We start from the raw sequence: 19685 nt of genomic DNA on the forward strand, positions 1-19685 counted from the left end.
TCTCCATTCTTTTACATCCGTGTAATGATCAAACCTATCATATCATGATTGCAGGGTGATGGACTTCGTTTTTTGTTCCCAATTTACAAAGATTCCTAGACGTTCAGACACCAGTCTAAGAGGGACTAAAGTCCTGCCATTGACGATCAAAGGTGTGACTTCAGCCGTTTGGCGTCCGCCGTTCAGAACGAATTCTTTGCTGCCTACGAACAAATCAATCAGCACACTGCCGCGGACAACGGTAATCCGTTTGCTGGACGCAATCCAGTCAGCAGATCCTCCAAAGGAATCAACCACATAGCGGATTGGCACATAAGTGGTTCCGTCCTTGATGACCGGAGCTGCATCGAAGGCTTTCTTCTGTCCGTTAAGGAAATAAGATTTCTGCCCAACGGTCATGGTCATTTTAGCGTCCGGATATAGGTCATCTCCGCCGGAAGGCACCGTGAACTGGATATTATCGAGCGACACACTGCCGATCATGGCCCGTTCATCCTGGCCATCCTCCAGATTCACGAGGTAGATCCGCTTCAGCTTTGCACCGGAGGCGAGTCCATAAGGACTCAGATCAATATTGATGTTCTTCCAGCCGGTCCAATCGACCTGTTTGGCGATATCTACGTAGGTTGTTTTTCCATTATTATCGATTTCGGCCCGCAGCCAGTTCAGACTGGAGTCACCCATCACGTCAATCGACATCGCCGATGCTCCATCTGGAATAGCGCGTCCGCTGGTTCCGTTAAACTGGGCATATGCGAACCGGCTGCCGGTGCCTGCTGTCATGTCATAGCTCAGCTGCAGCACTTTGCCGTGATTGTCCCCGCTGCTGACTACCTGCGCTTGGCCCGTTACCTGTGCAGGACTGCCTGTGAATTCAATGCTGTAGGCCAGTTTCTCAAAGTCTTCCCACGACTGGCTGCCGGCTGCGCTGAATGCAATGACCGAGCTGAACCCGTCATAACGGGCAATCGCGTAAGCAACCTTGACGCCAGGGTTGATCGAGTTGACCGTTAACACGCCTCCGCCAACACTGGCTTTCATGCCTTTGAACTCCCATTTCAGGGCGCTGGCCGGCACATCAACCGTGCTGCCTGTCTTCAGCTTGGCTTTAGGCGTAATGGTCACCTGCGCTCCAGCCTGAAGCGGGCCGCTTTGTGCCCCCAGGCTTAAGCTGCTGAGGCTGTCTGCGCCCAGTACCGTCACTTTCGTGCTGGCCGAAGCTTGTCCGCTTACCGCTGTCAGCTGAGCTGTTCCCGGCTGTACGGCTTTAAATGTACTTCCGGTCCATACCACATTACCGTTGCTGGATTTCCAGGTTGGGCTGATCGTGGACGTATCAATCGGGTTGTAGTAAGTGTCATAGCCTTTCAGCGAATAAGTCGCTTCCTGGCCGATCAGCAGCGTTTGAGTGCCGCTTACGGTCAGGCCTTTGAGCGTGCCTTGCGGAGCGGTCGTGTAGACCCCAACGCCGTTAGCGACCTGACGCTGAACAGTTCCGCCGTTCGTTGTGGTAAACGTCAAGGTCGCATCCGTTTCACCGAGCGGACGGGAGACCAGGGTGGTAGAACCGCCGCCGTCCAGATCGAGGCCTTTCCATACGCCGATGCTGGTCATAAAGCCTTGCAGCTCGGCTAAGGTCAAGCCGCTGCTGTTATCATTTTTCTCCGCTGTAATCAAATAAGCAAATTTACCGTCTTTGGAATATCCAATGGCTGTCCGGGCTACGGCACTGCTGCCGCTGACACCGCTCGTAGAACGGGTAAAGGAAGAAGCCTTGCCCTGATCAACAAGCAGCGTATGGCCGCTGATCAGCATCTGCAGGTCCGCCGGATTCACCAGCTTGCCGCCGGCTACCGTACGCAGCGCATAATTGGACGTAATCGGCTGGCCGACCTGCAAATGCGTTGTGATATAGTTAGCCGCCGTACCATGAGCCCGCAAAATATAACCATCAGCCGGAACGGGTCCCGGAATAGCCGCTCCAGGCGAAATTTGCTGAATGATGCCATTCTGCACCAGCACCTCCGTCGGAGTCGTCGAAGAATCCTTCGGCCGGTCTGTTGAAGCCCAGGCGCTAGTATAAATGTACATGGCGTTAACGTGGCTGTAGCCCTTGTCCGGTTCGGTCTGGTAAGCTTCTTTGTTGATCCCGGTTAGCGGGAAGCTGGATCCGTCCGCTGCCGTTACATTCCCTTCAAACGTAAAGCTGTCGATCGCCGGCACCCGGTTCTGATCCAGATAGAAAGCATACATGCCCTGCAGCTGATTTGGACTGGTAACGAGCGTCCCTTGAGAAACCGATGCCCCCATCGCCACGCCCTGGCCGCTGGTATTAAACACATCCCCGTTCACGCCGGCAACCGCGCCGGTCTCCTTCACCATACCGCTGACGGATTGGCGGGTCGTCACCTGGCCGTTCTTACCTGTCATCGTATCCAGCTTCACGTACGGATTCGTTAAATCAATCTGCACCACATCGGCCAGCACCTTCACCTGTTTGCCGGAGCGTGTGACGGTGTATTGATATTTTTGAAGTTTAGCACCTGACGTAATGATATCTTCCGACAGTTTAACCGCCTGACTGCTAGCGGCATAAATCGTTGATGAATTTCCCCATAAAGGCGTTGTCCCCAGCACCGGCTGAACCCAAATCAATCCGGCCAAGGATAGGACGGCCCATTTTCTGCTTTTTTGTCCCCAGTTGTGCTTTGACGCACCTCGTTGTTCTACCATTTCTGAAGCGACTCTCCCATCTCTTCCGCCGTCTTCTAACGGCTGTTTCTCCTTAAACTACCAAGTCAGGAATACATCCTCTAGAATAATAGACTACAAAGTAACAAAAAAGTTACGAAAAATATTGAATTTTATGCTAGGGGAAATTTATGGAAGGGGGTTTTTGGCAAAAAAATAACCTCTTTTGGTTCAAAACCTATTATCATAGGTCCGCCAAAAGAGGTTTAGAGTTTAGAGTTTATACTCTCTAGTCTTCTTTATTGTAGAAATCTCAGTTTATCCAATACGCGCTTGAGCATAACGGCTGCTTCGGCGCGTGTGGCCGTGCCTTTCGGATTAAAGGTGCCTGTACTGGTTCCCTGAATGATCCCCGCATTTACCGCTTGAGCCACCACAGCCTTGGAGGCCGCAGAAATTTGTTTGTTGTCTTTAAAGCTGGACAGCACACCATTGGGGTTCAGCGAAGCATTAAGAGGCTGTCCGGCTGTGGACATCGCCCGGGTCATCATCAAGGTCATTTGCTCTCTTGTGATAAAGCTGCCCGGTTTAAAGGCCGTGCTGGACACCCCGGCCACGATCCCCGCTTTAGCCGCCGCACCGATATAACCGGCCGCCTCGGAGGATGGGGAAACGTCACCAAAAGCAGCCGCGCTCGCCTTGTCCGGCGATAAGCCAAGTCCTTTAGCGATATAGGTGGCGAATTCCGCCCGGGTAATATTTTGTTTCGGTTTAAATAAACCGCTCGCGGCCGGGTCCATAACGGACTTCGAAACCAGTTCGGAAATCGTTGTATTCGCCCAATGGTTCTGGATATCGGTAAGGTTCGCATACCCGCTTCTTGGGCCAACCAGACTGCTGCCCGACTTCAGTGTTGTCGTAAGAACCGTGTAGGCTCCGCTGGACGAAATCTTGGTTGGAACAAACAGCACCTTCTGAGTACCTCTATCATAAGCATACATAGCCGTATTGGAGACTGATACCATTTCGTCAGTCTTCATGGATAGATCCCCCGAAACGTTCATATAGCTTAGTTCCGCAGAATCTCCTGTTCCTACACTAATAAATACATCTACCGGATCCAGCAGCGGATTCGTTGTGGCACCTTTATCACTGTTCACAACTCTTAAATTGTTTTCGGGTATGCGCTCAATCTGGAACCAGACATTTGCCGAATTAAAGCCTGATCCCAATGAAACTGCCAGATTGGAGAATTGAAGCTGATCCAGAGGCAGCAAGTACAAATAATTACCGTATTTGATGCCGAATTCCGCCTCACTGCTTCGAACGAAGGCATCCATCAATGCTTTTAAAGGAGCTCCTACATAGGCTGCTTTGTTGGTCTCAGGTACCTCAAATACTATCACCCGGGCATCTGCTGCAGAATTAGAAGCCACATAATTGTAAGCATCAGTCAGTTTGGAAACGTCTATCATATAATTATTGACGGTTTGTCCCTCTCTCGAATAACCCGATCTAGCGGTCGCTGCCCCTTTATCCAGCACATAGCCGCTTTGATTAAATTCACTGGAAGATAGAACTCTTAAATTCGGAGCTACTGCCAAGCCAGTTGTACTGCCGTTACCAGTTGTACTCCCGTTATTAGCAGAGCCTGTTGTATTTTGCACCGCCGCCTGGTTGATCGCATTCAGGCTGTTCCCCCGATTATCACTCAGAATCCCGGAAGAGCCTGGAATATATGAGAAAGTGACCGTCTGTCCGACATTTACCGGTGAACTTAGTGTGATCGTTAACGTATTCCCAATAAGGGAAGCCGACTTCAGGCTCCGATTCTGGTTATCTACCGTTACAGCGAAATAGCCGATTGAAATGCTGGAGGAAGAGGAGTTAGCCGACAGCGCATTATTAAATTGAATCTTCATCGTATCCCCGTTAACCGTTGCACTGCTGATCCCCGCTGTTACATTTCCATACTGAACAGGTACAAGATTTAAATAACCGGCCAGTTTATTGTTCCAGTCGGAAACCCCGCCTACAGCCGAAACGTACGAAACTGTCACACTTTGTGTAGCTGTAAAGGACGAAGCAAGCGTTAAAGTCACCTGATTATTGTCAATATCAATCGCCGTCACATAGACCGGGCTATTATTTACCAATACGGAATATTGGCTCTTTAGCGGCACATTAGTGGTGCTCAGTCCTTCATCATAGGTCAAAATAATTTTGTTATTAGAGCCTGTAACGCTTTGAAATTGCGGAGGACGGTTATCGTTATAGTTCCTAACAAAGAAATCACTGAACGTCGGAATATCAAGCCCGCGATAATCCTTGAGCGGGTAAGAACCCGGAGTATAGTTCACTTTAACAACGGCGTCCGCTATGGCTGAACCTGCCAGAGTGAGCGTAACCGTTGAACCGCTTTGACTGATTCCCGTAACCGAGGTCGAAGATCCATCTTGTGTTACCGTAAACTGACTGTCAGCATAAGAGGATACACTCTGCAGACTGTCTGCAAAATGCAGAACTACCGTACTGCCGGAAATATACCCGTCTTTAGGTTTCGGCATGGAAGTTTCAAGTCCATTATCGACTCCCATACTGGAGAAGGAAGCCGCTGCATTTTGACTCAGATCCGCGATCCTCAAGTAACTGCTGCTTGGACTGTAGCTGATTGTGATATTCTGTCCTACCGCTACGCCAACCTGCAGGGTGACATATACGCTATCCCCTGCCGCATACGCGCCGCTGATGTTTCTTGTCTCTCCGTTTACGGTTACGCTAAAAATATTTGCAGGCAGCGAAACCGAGTTTAAGCTCTCGTTATATTGCAGACGAATCGTATTGTTGGAATACACCTGAGCTTTCTGGATCACCGGTAATGTTTTATCTAAAGTAGCCGTAGTAAAATACCAGCCGCTTGTACTCGTTAGTCCGGCAAAATAAGCGTTTGTAGCTGCATCCATAATCGCCGTGCGGGAAATAGTCACGTAATAACTGGAGCCTTCCGTTAAAGCCGAAGCAGGCGTAATAACTAAACTTCTTCCGCTAACGGCAGCCGTTCCTGAAAGCGGGGTTGAAGAACCATATTTATAAAGCAAGACCCCGCTGGAGCTTCCCAGATTAAAAGTTGTCCCGGCCGCAGCTTTAATATTTGAATTGAACGTCGCTGTCAGAACCGAAGTGCCTGGAGACACGTTTGAACTGCCATTAGACGGACTCAGATTACTAATGATCAATTGATTTGATGTGCTGCTGGCCGTCGTGAAGGTCCAGTTCGAGTTCGCTATGGCAGGGGTCAACACATGTTCACTGTCTTCGAAAGCACGTTCCGGAACAAAAACCGAGTAGGACGTATTATAACGCAAGCTTTGAGGCAGTGAGATAACAACGGTATTCGTCCCATTTACTGCTACAGAATTCGAGCTTACATCAATATTCTGTCTCGCGACTCCTTGTCCCTCAACGCTAATAATTCCACTTTTCTTGTCGATGATAGGCTTGCTAAATTGAATCGTCAGCCGTGCAGGAGGCTGGACATTATCCTCCCCGTTTGCTGGTGTCAGAGAAGTTACGGCTGCAGGAGCCTCCTTAGTTCGAAAGCTCCAGGTCTGATTGTCCTGAAACCCGCCATAAACCACCGTCGGATCGCCTGTATCTACAAAAGCTTCATCATCTATCGTAACGTAGTAGGTTTTCCCGGCGCTGAGCTTGGTCTTGTCCACAGCGAGTGAAAGCACCGCCCCCCCTTCAGAAAGCAGCGTTGACTCTAGAACCCAAGCGGCAACATCGTCCTCAGGTTCAGTTGCAGCGGCATCTTTCAAATGTGCGGAGCGGGTTACGTTATCCGGATTATTCGGATTGATCGCTACACTTGAAGTGAAGGTAGCTGTTAAAGTTATAGCTGCCTCAGACTGAGCTAAATCAATCGTCGCCCCTGCAGCCGGTAAAGTCGGCGGAACCAAACTGCCAATAGGCAAAGGCAAAGCTTCCGCAGCCGAAACCGGTCGTAAGCCGGCAAATCCGTTAAATATAAGGGCTAAAGTCAGCAATAACCCTATCATTTTCTTCATCCTTCTCAAAATCTTCAACTCCTCTTTGGTTAAGCGTTAAGTCTTATGTACGGTCATTCTGCCCACGCGAAATAAAATAGAAAGCTACTATATTCGTCGGCAAGTTCTTATCTAATCTTTAGGAGTCTTCCAGAATTTGAGGCATCCATTTCCCCGGAAAATAAAAAAAGAACAGCTGGCCTCAGGGCCGACTGTCCTCTAAACAAGCTAAGTATAAAGCTTTATTCTAAATGTAAAACTATCAGAGCCCGGTTGTCCCAAGCTTACAATCCCGCCTGCTTCTTCAGCAGCTCCGCCTTGTCTACGCGCTCCCAAGGCAGATCCAGATCCGTACGACCAAAATGGCCGTAAGCGGCTGTTTGACGGTAAATCGGACGACGCAGGTCCAGCATCGAGATGATGCCGGCAGGACGCAGGTCGAAGTTGTTGCGAACCAGCTCCACCAGCTTCTCTTCCGGCACTTTGCCTGTTCCGTAGGTGTCCACGTTAATGGAAACCGGATTCGCTACGCCGATTGCGTAAGCCAATTGGATTTCCACTTTGTCAGCCAGTCCTGCAGCCACCAGGTTCTTAGCCACATACCGCGCTGCGTATGCAGCGGAGCGATCTACCTTCGTAGGATCCTTACCGGAGAAAGCGCCGCCGCCATGGCGGGCGTAACCGCCGTAAGTATCGACGATGATTTTACGACCGGTCAAACCTGCATCCCCTTGCGGTCCGCCGATGACGAAACGGCCAGTCGGGTTGATGAAGTATTTAGTCTCTCCATCCAGCAATTCTGCAGGAACGACAGGAAGAATGACATGCTCCTTAATATCCTTCTGGATCTGCTCGAGCGTCGTATCTTCCGAGTGCTGGGTAGAAACGACAATCGTATCAACACGAGCCGGTTTGCCATCGATATACTCGATTGTGACTTGCGTTTTTCCATCCGGACGCAGATACTCCAAAGTACCGTCCTTGCGAACCTCCGACAAGCGGCGGGCAATACGGTGAGACAATGCGATAGGAAGAGGCATAAGTTCAGGTGTTTCATTCGTTGCAAAACCAAACATCAAACCTTGGTCGCCTGCGCCGATATTGGCTGTCTCTTCAGCGACTTTAGCCGGGTCACGATCTTCAAGAGCCGCATTCACACCTTGGGCAATATCTGCCGATTGCTCGTTCAGGGACGTAAGCACAGCGCATGTATTGGAGTCGAAGCCGTATTTGGCCCGCGTATAGCCGATCTCTTTAATCGTGTTGCGTACGATGGATGGAATATCTACATACTCTGATTTCGTGCTGATCTCGCCAATGACCAGAACCAGACCAGTCGCTACGGAAACCTCGCAGGCCACACGCGCATTCGGGTCATTCGCCAGGAAAGCGTCAAGAACCGCATCAGAGATTTGGTCACAAATTTTATCCGGATGTCCTTCGGTTACAGACTCGGAAGTAAATAGGTGTCGCCCTTGTATGGACATGAATGTTCAACCTCCCATAAGGATAGTATGGCTCCCGCCTGACCACCCTACACAAAAAATGAACCTTTTCCGAATGGAAAAGGTTGTTATACAAGCCTTACGTTTATTATCTTATTTAAAAACATAACTGTCAATCAATAGCCTGCGGAAATCAAGCCGATTTTGGCGAAATCCGCCGCTGTCATGATTGACATTTGAAGGCTGTCATAGCTGTTATAACAGGGATTGTTTCTCCGCCTGGGCTACCAGACGTTTGGTGATTTCCCCGCCGACCGAACCATTCTCACGCGAAGTCAGATGCCCCCAGTAGCTGGATCGGGAAGCTCCTTCCCCGAATGCGCCCAGTTCCCCGGCAAACTCTGTATCGCCAAAACCGCCGCCCCCATACCCCACAGGCAGGCCAAACTCAGCTGCGATTTCATATTTCATTTGTTGGATGGCATCCTTTGCTTCCGGAATAAGCTTACGATTATTGCTTCTAGCCATAATAAAACACCTCCAGATGATATTTGTTCCCTGATACGTGTATTATGCCGCCTGGCCGGAGACATACACGTATGAATCATTGTTAAACAGGGAAAAACATACCTGGAGGCTTATGAAAATATTTAGGCCAATGCCAATGCTAATGCTAAAGCTTATTTGCTAATCGTATACCCGCCTCTAACCATGACAGTCAAACTGGTGGTTACGCCATCCTGCACCATAATGCCGCGGCCATCTCTTGGAAAAGAGAGCAGATGGTTATTGCCTACCGGCTTGCCATCCATAATATCCGTTCCGTCTGTCAGGTCCGCAACCCCGTTAGAGTCGGTGCTGTAAATCGCCGCTTTGCCTACACGGACAATAAATTCCGCGCCAGCTTTAGCGATCAGCTTCTCGCCCGGCTTAACCGTTACCACTTCAACCGCTTCGCTGTTAGCGGACGAACCGGAGCCGCTTCCCGTAGAAGGTGAAGTCGGAACCGTTGGCGTCTTGCCGTTCAGAGCGGCTTGAATTTGCTGATCCACGTAACTCTTCGTTACTACAGGATCGTCAGCCGTACCCGGCTGGACACTTGTTCCAGCGCCCTCGGCATTTTTATTCAGAAGCGACCCGGCCCAAAGACCGCCGCCGATCAATACAACTGCTGCTGTAACTTTCCAAACTCTGTTCATAAGTTCCTCCTAAACACATCATTCATTCTTTTCTATCGGATATTTTGATAGTTTTAATGATAGGAGGTTTTTGGAAGAGTTACAACCCTGCAATAGACCTGATTGTTGGGATGAACTTATAAATCGCCCTATACAGCTTACTGCGGGTCGAGTGTTCTTACAACCGCTGTTGTCTCCAAAATTATAGGAATCTATATCTAATGTTAAATTTCGGAGACAAAGGCGGACGCTTCGCTTCTCCAGAATCACACGACCCCTCCGCTGAGTTAAGGGTTATAAATTCATCTTAAACTATTATCCCCGTCATAAATATAGTAAAAGCCTTGGCTGGCCAGCGGGATTCTGGCTCCCTGGAACTCGTCGTAGACGGTGAGCGTAAAGTTGCCGCCTTTGAGATCCTGATAAATCGAATCGCTGTTGCTGAAGCTGAGCGTATTTCCCTCACCAGTCTTCAAGTCCGTTTCTGGCGTCAGCTCCTTGTCGAAGACACGTCCCAGCGAATCCTTCATCTCCAGCACATATTTATGGCCGAATTCTCCCATGATATAGGCATTGCCGCGGGTTAGCGTATACGTCAATCCAACCTGTACCGTAGAGGAACCATTTAATGTAGCAGCCACGTCAGTGATACTTAAGGAGTAAGGATTAATCCCCATACCCGAAAGCGTCGAATTCGTTCCAGGTGTCTGGACATTCAGAGCCATTTCGCCGGCATTGATATAGCCAGTAGATTCAGTCTTAAGCGGAGTAAGCTTGTTGTCCGCGATTCCTTCTCCGACGACCAGCTTCATATCCTGCGTGTAAAGGCCTTTTGGCAGATTGGTCCAGAGCACGACAAGACCGCTTTGCTGGGATGGAGCAGGCGTATCTACTTGTACAACTTGCGCTTGATAGGTTTGTCCGGAGCTGGTTTCAAAATAACCCACCAACTGCGACAAATCCAGTTGATGTTTCTCCAGATTCTTCACTTCAAGTTCGGTATACATAACATCGTTATAAGATCCTGTATAAACCGTGGATCTGACTTCTTTGATTTCCTCTTCGCGTCCTTGATTGTCGAGTTTGTAGCTCTTACCTTTGTCTACTACCGGAAGACTCGGCATTTCACCCAAATGGGTGAACCGGAACCATTCGGACGAGTTGTCGCCTATTTTCTCCATCAACGCCACTTGAAGCTGGGTAACATCCAGGCCGGCAGGAAGCTTGCTGACCACATAAACATTCGTGCTTTGATCAGCGCCCAACAGACTGGAAGGCGAAGTGCTGACCAGATTCACATCATTGGCAAGCTGCGCAGAATCCACTTTAAACTGTCCGGTTAAGTCCGGTAGCGTAATCGTTTTGTTCGCATGGTTCGCGATCGTAATCTTGGCGCTTACTAAATCTCCGTCACTCCAAGGCAGGCGCTGTATGGAAGAGAGTGTTAAACCAACCAGGCCGTTATTGGTTTGCATAAACTGCTCAGTACCCAAAGTATTCTGCAACTGGACAGCTTCAGGAAGCTGGAAAATCCCTACCGGGTAGTTGAAGGAAGCCGCTGAAGAAGTACCCCCACCAGTTCCGGTACCAGTAGAATCACTCGGCGTTTGCTGTGCAGCACCAGGAGCATTCACAAACAGCTGCAATCCATCAGTAATGACGGAAGAATCTACCGTAATATTAAGTTTGATGCTTCTGCTCTCCTGCGGCGCCAATGTTACGTTATCCAAAGCAGACGTTGTGATCGGAAGGGTATAGCCGTTAGAAGTATGCAGCTCGAAGCCATAGTCAGGAACACTTACCGTTTTCATCCCTGAATTACGCAGCAGGAATTGGATGGACAAATCGCTTTTGCCATAGCTTTGATTCACCCAAGCTCCTGTTACACTAGCCGCCAACTTCCCGTTCGACAACTCAATCGTCTTCTCGGCGTTTGGTTTGACAGCGACCGTTTCATTCTTAACGGATGCCAGCTGCATCGTAGCGATTGGCAAACTCGTTTTAGCTGTTTCATCGTCTTGAATCACTTGCAGTTCCAGATTCTTGAGAGAAACGGATTTAGGAATCGATGCCATCAGTTTCAGTGTTTGGCTATCTTGAGGCTGAATCGAGTAGCCTGTACTCGATGTGTCCGCTGTTAGAGGATAGTTCGACCCGCTGGCTGTCTTGATGACAAATTTTAACTTCGGATCTTCAAACAGTTTGTAACCGATGTTCTGTACGTTCAGATCTACCCCTACATAATTGTAGCTGCCGGAGAGGAATGAGGTTACGCTGTTTACTTTAAGTTTGACAGGCGCTTCATTAATTCGAAGCGTCTTGGAATAAGCCGCTGGCGTAGACAACAAATACCCTTCGGGAATTTTGAACTGCCCCAGCTTCCTTTCATAATTAGCCTGACTGAAATCCCATTTCACAATATCAAAAATCAGGCCCGTAGGCTTAATATGCTTGGCCACTTTAACGGAATAAGTCAACGTTACCGAAGATCCCGGTGCTACAGACTTCTTCTCTTTATCCGCTGTAATCAACGTTGGATTATATACGGTACCGCTTACGGTTTTGACCTTAGTCCAGTAGTCAATCAGATTCAAGCTTTTGGTATCTCCGTTGGTAACGGTCAAAGTGTAAGTAATCAAATTTGAGTCGTCTTGGGAAAGAGTGTTGATGTCAGTTAATCGTATGTAGCTCTTGGAGGTAAGTTTAACGGAAGGAAGATTGTTGATCGTATGTATGACTGGTGTGGAAGCAGCCTTTGATGTCGATGCTTTGGAAGCTTCAGTACTGCTTGTTGCCGCCATAGCCGGTGGCACACTGCCAACCAAAAGAGTTAGTCCCAATGCCGTCGCTGTGATTTGGATCTTTTTCAAGCCAGTTGACCTCCTGTGTTCTTGATATAGTAATAAACGAATTTGATAGGAGAATGTTTCTTGGAAATGGAAAAAAGTGCATAGTCTATAACCTAAAATGGGAAGGTTAGAATGTGCATATTTATCTTAACATTATTTTGTTGGACAGTAACTTAAAGTTGGCTGAATTAATATCTCTAATTTAATTGTTGACCCAAAAAGAGGTACTCACTTTCTAATTGTTCGCTTCTAGCTTGTTCTCCCTTAAGGTTCTCATATTTCCCCATCTTATCCTATGACGGTGTTGATGGTGCCTATGGCGAAGATGCTCGTCTACCAAATGTTAATAGTCATAGTATAATTTCAGATTTTGATTCGGGTGTCTCACCTCTGGGGAGCATCATAGCACTTATAAGCGTAACTGCAACTAACCTTAAAGAAATCGATGTTAAATTCGACGGTTCTGTTGACGAAACAACTGCTACAGACAAAGCTAACTACACACTGGCTTCCGGAGCTGTTGATTCTGCTGAGTTGCTTGACAACCAAACAGTACGTTTGACTGTTGTTGATCATCTTACTAACCAAACAGCAAACAAGTTGACTGTTAAAAATGTAAAAGCTGGCGACAAAGTTATTTCTGTCACTGATTTTGCATTTACTCCTGTTGACAACACTTTGCCAACTGTCACTGAGGTGAAGAGTCTTGGAACGAAGGCTATTAAAGTAACATTCTCTGAACCAGTGGAAAAAGCTACATCCGGAAACTTCCAAGTTGATGGAAAGTCTTTCTATGGATCTGCAACACAAGAATCAAGAGAAATTATCCTGACTCCATATGACTCTGCAACCCTTTCTGTTGGAGAACATACTCTGACAGTAGCTGGCGTTGAAGACTACTTCGGTCTTAAAGCGTTGAGCTCTGACAGCAAATTTACAGTAGTTGAAGACAAAACTGCTCCTACTGTAACAAACGTTGAAGCTACTTTGGAAAAAGTAACAGTAACATTCAGTGAAGAAGTGGATCCGGCTACAGTAACTAAAACTAATGTTTACTGGAAATCCGGTGACACTAAAATGACTGCTGTAGGTATGAAGAAAATCGCAGCTGATAAGTATGAATTTGATTTCACAGGAAAAGCATTGCCTGGTTATGAAACAACTTTGTTTGTTGAAGGTGTGAAGGATTACTCTGGCAATGTGATCACTGAAACTCAAGTTAAAGTAACAGCGACTGTAGACCAAACTCGTCCTGAGGTTGCTAGTGTCAAAGTTGATTCTTTGATCCCTACCAAGGTTACAGTTAAATTTACTAAAGCGGTTAGCGCTGCAGATGTAAAATACTACACTATCACTGATGCTGACGGAAAATCTGTTGGTATTCGCACAGTAACTGCCGCACCTGGTGATACAACTGGTCAAGTATTTGAAATCACAACATACACTGCATTGACAAATACGAATACTATTAAAATTTCCGGTGTTCGTGATTTGACAACACTGCAAAACACTATGTTGGACTTTACTACAACAATCTCTCTAGATGATAAAACTGCTCCAGAGTACTCTAGTACTTCTGCAAGTACTTCTAGAAACATCGTTATTGCTTTCAATGAAGCAATGGATCCAGCTACACTGGCTAATCCTGCAAACTACCTGATTACCGTAAATGGTACTGCAAGACAACTTCCTGAAGGAACTGAGCTTACGCCAGTACAAAGTGGTAAAGCTGTACTTGTTAAGTTGCCGCAATACTACGGTACAACTGAATTGACAATCCCAACTACATTTGGTGGCGCTGGTTCTGTAACTGCGATCCAAGTAATGGGTGTTAAAGACGTTGCTGGTAACACATTGAAGGATTATTTCAAACTTATTACACTTGTTGCTGCACCGGCTGGGTTGTCTGTTTATGATACTGATATCCATCCAACTGCAAACGCTGCTTACACAGCTAATGGCGAAGTGAAAGTTCGTTTCAATCAACCAATCGGCAAAGCTGTTGCAGATGATTTCACAATCAATGGAGCAAACATCGATAGTGTTGACACTGATGGCACCGATGTTGTTACTCTTCATGTAAGTGGTACCGCGTTGAATAGCACAACTCCAAACTTTACGTTGGCAATTGCGGCTAACAATGGTATCGAAACAGTGACTGGTAACGAGGCTACCAATGCTCTTACTACAATTACAGTAGCTGATGCTGTGAAACCAGAAATCAAGCTGGCTTCCGGAGCTTACTTGCCAACAGTTGCTGCATCGAACAAAATTATTGTTCCATTCAGTGAAACGCTTGATACAGCAAATGACGCAAACTACAAATATGATTTGGTTGTTACTAAATTGTCGGATGGATCTGTTGTTCCAGTGACTGCTTACAATACTCAAGTGGGTGATGCAACTGGTGCAGCTCATACTGCTCCAAACAATGCAGTAATTATTACACTGATTAATCCTACTGCAAGTGCTGAGTACTCTGTTGCAATTAAAGATGGTGCTGACTTCATTCAAGACCTTAACAATAATGTTGCTGCTAAATCTTCAACATTCTACACAGGTTTGAACGGAATTAGCCCAGCCCCAGCTGCTCCAACGGTAAATGCTGTGGCAGATAACGAAACTACAGTAACAGGTACTGCAGAAGCTGGTTCTACTGTAACAGTTAAAGATGCTGGTGGTACAACATTGGGATCAACAACAGCTAACGCTGCGACTGGTGCTTTCTCTGTGACAATTACTGCTCAAACAGCAGGATCGGTACTTTCGGTGACTGCTACAAACGCTGCAGGAAATGTAAGCTCTGTAGCAACTGTTACTGTTTCTGACAATACTGCTCCAACTGCACCAACATTAACTGCACAAAATGTTAAAGGTGGAGACGTGGTAACAATTCCAGCTGCTGGCACTGGTAATACAGCATGGTTGGCTCCTGCAGGAACAACTACTTTTGTAGAAGGTCCAACGATGACTAAAGCTGCAAATGATGCTGTAACTACAATTGCTGCACCAACTAACGAAGGAACATATTATCTGTACCTTGTTGATGCTGCTGGTAATGCTTCTACTGCATCTACTGGTACTGTTGTAGTTGATAACACTGCTCCTTCTGTAGCAACTAAACTTTCTGCCCCTGGAGCATTGACTACCAGTGAATCATTAGTATTTAGTGAAGCTCTTGATTCAGCGAGCAGAAGTGCTGTAAAAACTGCAGTAGATGCTGCGTATGTTGCAGCTCCTGGTACTGGCACAGCCACTGTGTCTAGTGCCTGGGATACTGATAATAAGACTTTGAATGTTACAATCACTGTAACAGGTGACGGTGTTGTGAACTCCTCGGCTATAGCTCCAATTGCTGTAACTGATCTTGCAGGAAATACTTCTGCTGCACTTGCCGTACAAAACTAATCGTATTATTCATCTAAAGGAAGTCCGATTTCTCGGACTTCCTTTTTTAACTCTAAGGAAAATAACAACATGCATTTTTGTATAAGAAATCTGGTTTGAATAGAATTAAAAGCGTATATTATATTACTGAATAAGATGCACAGTCCTAATTCCCTTCGTGGAGTTAGGGCTATTTCTATTTCAAGGAGGAATGAAGTCTAAATCATTACAACGCTTCAAAGCCAGAGCTATACAAACCGCAACCAGGAGCATCAAAATGAATCACCAGCTCCAAAAGAGAATAAACATTGTCAGAGTGAAGCTAGTCAGGGAATCCAGTCTGCTGTACAAGGAAAGATCCCTCTGCTCCCCCGAAGATGGATACAAGCTGATGAGGCATTATCTCGCCGACCTAGACCGTGAGGCCTTCATCGTTGTCAGCTTGGATACCAAGAACTCCCCCGTCTCCATCAACGTCTGCCACATCGGCACCCTCAATGCCACAATCGTCCACCCCAGGGAAGTCATGAAAGCCGCAATCCTCTCCAATGCGTCCTCCATCATCGTAGGACACAACCACCCCAGCGGAAACAGCTCCCCCTCTCAAGAAGACATTTCCACTACTGAAAGACTGGCGGAAGCAGGTAAGATCATCGGCATCGAGCTGCTGGATCACATCATCGTAGGTAACGATAACTTTGTCTCCTTGAAGACACGGGGATACATTTGAAAGGAAGTGACCGAATGAAGGAACTGGATTGGTTTGTAACGACCCTAGAGAGCGAATTTCAGGTCAGAGTGAATCGGGAAGAGGTGAGCTATGAGGCCGTTGAATTATCGTTTGATGAGCTGGATGAGTCCCTAATCCCGCGTGAACTGATTCACGATCTGCCTGAGTTCCTACTCTTTGAGACGCTTGTGAACGACAGCGAGGACGGGACCGAATGGCTTGGAGTGATCGCCATGTCCACGGAAACGAAGAAATGGCATCTGCAAATGATCCTGAGAAGTGGCGAACCACTCCTGAGAAGAAGAGTCTAAGAGAAGATCCCTAACCGCGAACTCACGATATTTCTACGTGCAGGCTCACGAGATAACTACTTTAGCGGAATGTCAGAGAGAAAAAGTAGAAGCAGGACAAGCATTTAGCCCCTATTTAAGAGGGTAGAACTCACGGCATAAATATAATTCTATCGTGAGTTACAAAGACGGGGAGAGTGGTTACATGCTATTTCCAAACATCCCGACAAAGACACTCGGAGGGAACGTATTCTGGGAGACAGTGCTCCAGAGGAGAGGATGGAAGCTGCAGCGGAATGTCTTCACCGAGCATTTCCGAATCCTGGACCCCAGACAAATTCGTCAGGCATGGGGATACGATGAAATGGAGATCAGAGAAGCGTTTCGTGTATTTACAGAGAATCAAATAAACGTCTAAAGCCATGAATGCACCCTACAGGATTCATGGCTTTTTTGCGTGTAAGGGGATGAATCGAGTGAATGAACTTTCGCCGGCTTTTAGGCGTTGGCTCTTTGAGGAAGGAAGAGCCGAGAAAACGATTGAGTCTTACGTGGGTGACGTTGTTGCGTTCCAAAAGTACCTCGGCGAAAAGGCGGTTGATATCAGTCAGCCCCTCTCCCGCTTCGCCTTCGTCAGATACAAGCAGCATTTGGTAGACGAGCACTTCGCCTTGGCCACCACCAACAAGAAGATCAACAGCCTCAAAGTATACAAGGACTTCCTCCTCCAAAAGGATTGGGTGGAAGAAGCGTACACCCAGCTCAAGAAGGATCAGGTGAAGATCGCAGCCGGAAGCGGGCTGGTCGGCATCAGGCAAGACATCGACTTTCTGACTTCTTCGCTTCTCGTCCTGGGCAAAGGAGGGAAGGTGAGGGAAATCAGATCCCGTTCGGAACTGGCTTTCTATCATTTCAAGAGAGCTTGACTTCAAGCTGTACCCGCATCTGTTCAGGCATACATTCTGTACAAGACTATTGAAAAAGGGTCTAGACCCCACAGCGGTAAGCAAATTGGCTGGGCACTCGCCCCGGTTTAACCGTCTGATGGAAGAAGCCACTGTTTTTGATTCTAAAAATTCGTGCTAGAGCAGTGAAGGGAATAAAAGCGGCTGAAGTCGGAGATGAATAAGTTCACTAACTGGCACAAAGTAAGAAACAAATCAAGAAGAAGAAAACGAATAACAAGTAGTTTCCGGTCCAAATCACACGTAAAAGGAGCGAAACATATGACAACAATCCAACATCACATCCATTCACAAAAGGAAGCAAACATTCCCTTCAGAACGTACATAGCAAAATTCCTGGAAGGACTCCAGGCAAAAAACACAAGCAATGAAACGATAAGCGGATACAAAAAGGACTTGGAAATGATCAATCGCTTCCTGGAGGAACGATATAATGGCATCGTGATGCTTCATGATATAAAGACGCAGGATTTAGAAGACTATTTGAATGGGTTAAGCCGTGAGCGTAAGTATCAGCCGGCGAGCGTGAATCGGCATTTATGTACGATGCGCTCCTTCTATAACTTCGCCATCAAGCGCGACTGGACGAACGTCCATGCGGCAGCCCCCATCGATCCGCTGAAAGCACCTACGAAGGAGCGAACCTACATTGATGAGAAGGAATACCACGAACTCGTACAAGCCATTGACCATCCGACCATCAAAACCATCGTGCAATTTCTCTTCTACACGGGGCTGCGAATTGCGGAATGCCTAAACCTTACACTGGATGACGTGGACATTGATAACCTCAACATCCATGTCAAACATGGGAAAGGGGATAAGGAGCGGAATGTTCCCATTAGCGCAAAACTATCGCCGATTCTGACGGAGTACAAAGACATCATTCGGCCCGAAATAAGCAGCAAACGGTTCTTCGCTCTCGAAAAAACAGGCAAGGTCTCGGACGTGTACGTGAACTATATTCTGCACAAAACCACAGCTAAGCTGGGTTGGAAGAAGGTGATTACTTGCCACATCCTCAGACATAGCTTTGCTTCCAATCTAGTTAAGAAAGATGTTCACGTCGTTCACATCCAGAAGCTGTTAGGTCACAGCGACCTCAAGACAACCTCGCGCTATGTCCACTCCAATTACGATCAGTTAGCAAAAGCTGTAGCGGTACTATAAAGGGGCATATTGCTTCCTCTTATCTTTTGCAGAAGGGATGAACCTAATGATAACTACTACTCCAAACACAAAGCCAATCTATGATTCACGTGTCAATGAAATACTGGAAGGATTGTCCCAAGGCATTCGTCGGGATCAACTTGCGGAGCGATTTGGACATAAGAACTTCAAAACCCTCGACATCTACATGCGCCGTAGGAACTTTAAATGGGATCATTTGAACCAAACCTATGTTTTATCGGGCAGATTAGCAAGGGGGAAGATCACGCCTGCAAATAAAGCGGCGATCATTGTGGAGATGATGAACGAGCCTGATTTCGACATTCAGCAGATCTGTTCGACGGTTGGATTTAAGGATAACCGGCAATTAGCAGAATACATGAGGGCAAAGGGATACATATGGTCATCCGCAGATCAGACGTACAGGAAGGAATTACAACCCTCTTCGGACTCTTTGCATGATTGGGCTTCGTTCATTCAGCACTACGAGCCTATTCTGCGGTGGCTAGCGTCAAACAAAGACAGAATTTCAGATTGGATAAAGCCGAATCAAAAAGGTACCTTACCTCACTACATGATTCCGGGAAAACTTACAAGGAAAACCATTCAGATGTCTGAAACCCTGCAGGACCTGGCCGTTACCTTCTGCACGGAGCGAAACCTCAAACAGCATGAACTCTTTGAAGCCGCCCTGATTGAATTCTTCAGGAAACAAGGCTATGAAATAGACAACTTTTTGGAATTTCCTTAAAAAATGAGAGTCCGCTCAAACGTCACCGAACAGGCGTTGATGACGGCCGCCGTGCAGAACATGAAGAAGATGGCGATCCACCTGGATCGCCTGGAAAAGAGGGGGTAACCTTCTCGTTCTGAGCTTTCAAACAACGAGGAATGAAAAAAAGAGAAACCCAACGTCTTTAAGACGTTGGGT

The 19685-nt window shown here is 47.1% G+C and carries 14 protein-coding genes; 8 read left to right on the plus strand and 6 right to left on the minus strand.

The features are described 5' to 3' along the window. Positions 1–42: 42 nt before the first annotated feature. The 6 genes from CBE73_RS12220 to CBE73_RS12245 all read right to left on the minus strand — a co-directional run bounded on the left by CBE73_RS12220 (position 43) and on the right by CBE73_RS12245 (position 12233). Positions 43–2733, minus strand: coding sequence for a stalk domain-containing protein (locus CBE73_RS12220; protein WP_094094446.1), 2691 nt, complete (start codon positions 2731–2733; stop codon positions 43–45). A 257-nt stretch (positions 2734–2990) separates the two neighbouring features. Then, positions 2991–6752 carry a SwmB domain-containing protein gene (locus CBE73_RS12225; protein ID WP_174704716.1) on the minus strand — a complete coding sequence of 1254 codons (3762 nt, stop codon included), beginning with the start codon at positions 6750–6752 and terminating at the stop codon, positions 2991–2993. A gap of 272 nt (positions 6753–7024) precedes the next feature. Then, positions 7025–8227 carry a methionine adenosyltransferase gene (gene metK / locus CBE73_RS12230; protein WP_094094448.1) on the minus strand — a complete coding sequence of 401 codons (1203 nt, stop codon included), beginning with the start codon at positions 8225–8227 and terminating at the stop codon, positions 7025–7027. Positions 8228–8440: 213 nt separating this feature from the next. Continuing rightward, a complete protein-coding gene (locus CBE73_RS12235; RefSeq protein ID WP_094094449.1) occupies positions 8441–8713 on the minus strand; it encodes an alpha/beta-type small acid-soluble spore protein in 273 nt (90 codons plus the stop codon). Between the two features lie 152 nt (positions 8714–8865). Then, positions 8866–9384, minus strand: coding sequence for a hypothetical protein (locus CBE73_RS12240; RefSeq protein WP_094094450.1), 519 nt, complete (start codon positions 9382–9384; stop codon positions 8866–8868). 281 nt (positions 9385–9665) lie between these two features. Next, positions 9666–12233 (minus strand): hypothetical protein, encoded by a 2568-nt coding sequence (locus CBE73_RS12245; protein WP_229752721.1) that lies wholly within the window; start codon positions 12231–12233, stop codon positions 9666–9668. Positions 12234–12746: 513 nt separating this feature from the next. On the opposite strand from CBE73_RS12245, the gene CBE73_RS12250 reads away from it, so the two are divergent. The 8 genes from CBE73_RS12250 (at position 12747) to CBE73_RS12280 (ending at position 19505) form a co-directional block, all read left to right on the plus strand. Beyond that, entirely contained in the window at positions 12747–15620 is a 2874-nt protein-coding gene (locus tag CBE73_RS12250; RefSeq protein WP_094094452.1) for an Ig-like domain-containing protein, read from the plus strand. A 295-nt stretch (positions 15621–15915) separates the two neighbouring features. Beyond that, a complete protein-coding gene (locus CBE73_RS12255; protein ID WP_373286385.1) occupies positions 15916–16329 on the plus strand; it encodes a JAB domain-containing protein in 414 nt (137 codons plus the stop codon). A gap of 14 nt (positions 16330–16343) precedes the next feature. After that, positions 16344–16640: a hypothetical protein gene (locus tag CBE73_RS12260; RefSeq protein WP_094094453.1), complete on the plus strand. Its 297-nt coding sequence runs from the start codon at positions 16344–16346 to the stop codon at positions 16638–16640. Between the two features lie 184 nt (positions 16641–16824). After that, entirely contained in the window at positions 16825–17037 is a 213-nt protein-coding gene (locus CBE73_RS12265) for a hypothetical protein (protein ID WP_094094454.1), read from the plus strand. A gap of 58 nt (positions 17038–17095) precedes the next feature. Next, positions 17096–17545 (plus strand): site-specific integrase, encoded by a 450-nt coding sequence (locus tag CBE73_RS12270; RefSeq protein WP_229752723.1) that lies wholly within the window; start codon positions 17096–17098, stop codon positions 17543–17545. A 19-nt stretch (positions 17546–17564) separates the two neighbouring features. After that, the gene (locus CBE73_RS22425; protein WP_229752730.1) at positions 17565–17705 is read left to right on the plus strand and encodes a tyrosine-type recombinase/integrase; all 141 of its coding nucleotides are present in this window, start codon (positions 17565–17567) and stop codon (positions 17703–17705) included. 140 nt (positions 17706–17845) lie between these two features. Further along, positions 17846–18754 (plus strand): tyrosine-type recombinase/integrase, encoded by a 909-nt coding sequence (locus CBE73_RS12275; protein ID WP_094094455.1) that lies wholly within the window; start codon positions 17846–17848, stop codon positions 18752–18754. A gap of 37 nt (positions 18755–18791) precedes the next feature. Next, positions 18792–19505, plus strand: coding sequence for a hypothetical protein (locus tag CBE73_RS12280; RefSeq protein ID WP_174704717.1), 714 nt, complete (start codon positions 18792–18794; stop codon positions 19503–19505). Positions 19506–19685: the final 180 nt, after the last annotated feature.

The sequence above is a fragment of the Paenibacillus physcomitrellae genome (assembly GCF_002240225.1).
Lineage (GTDB): Bacteria > Bacillota > Bacilli > Paenibacillales > Paenibacillaceae > Fontibacillus > Fontibacillus physcomitrellae.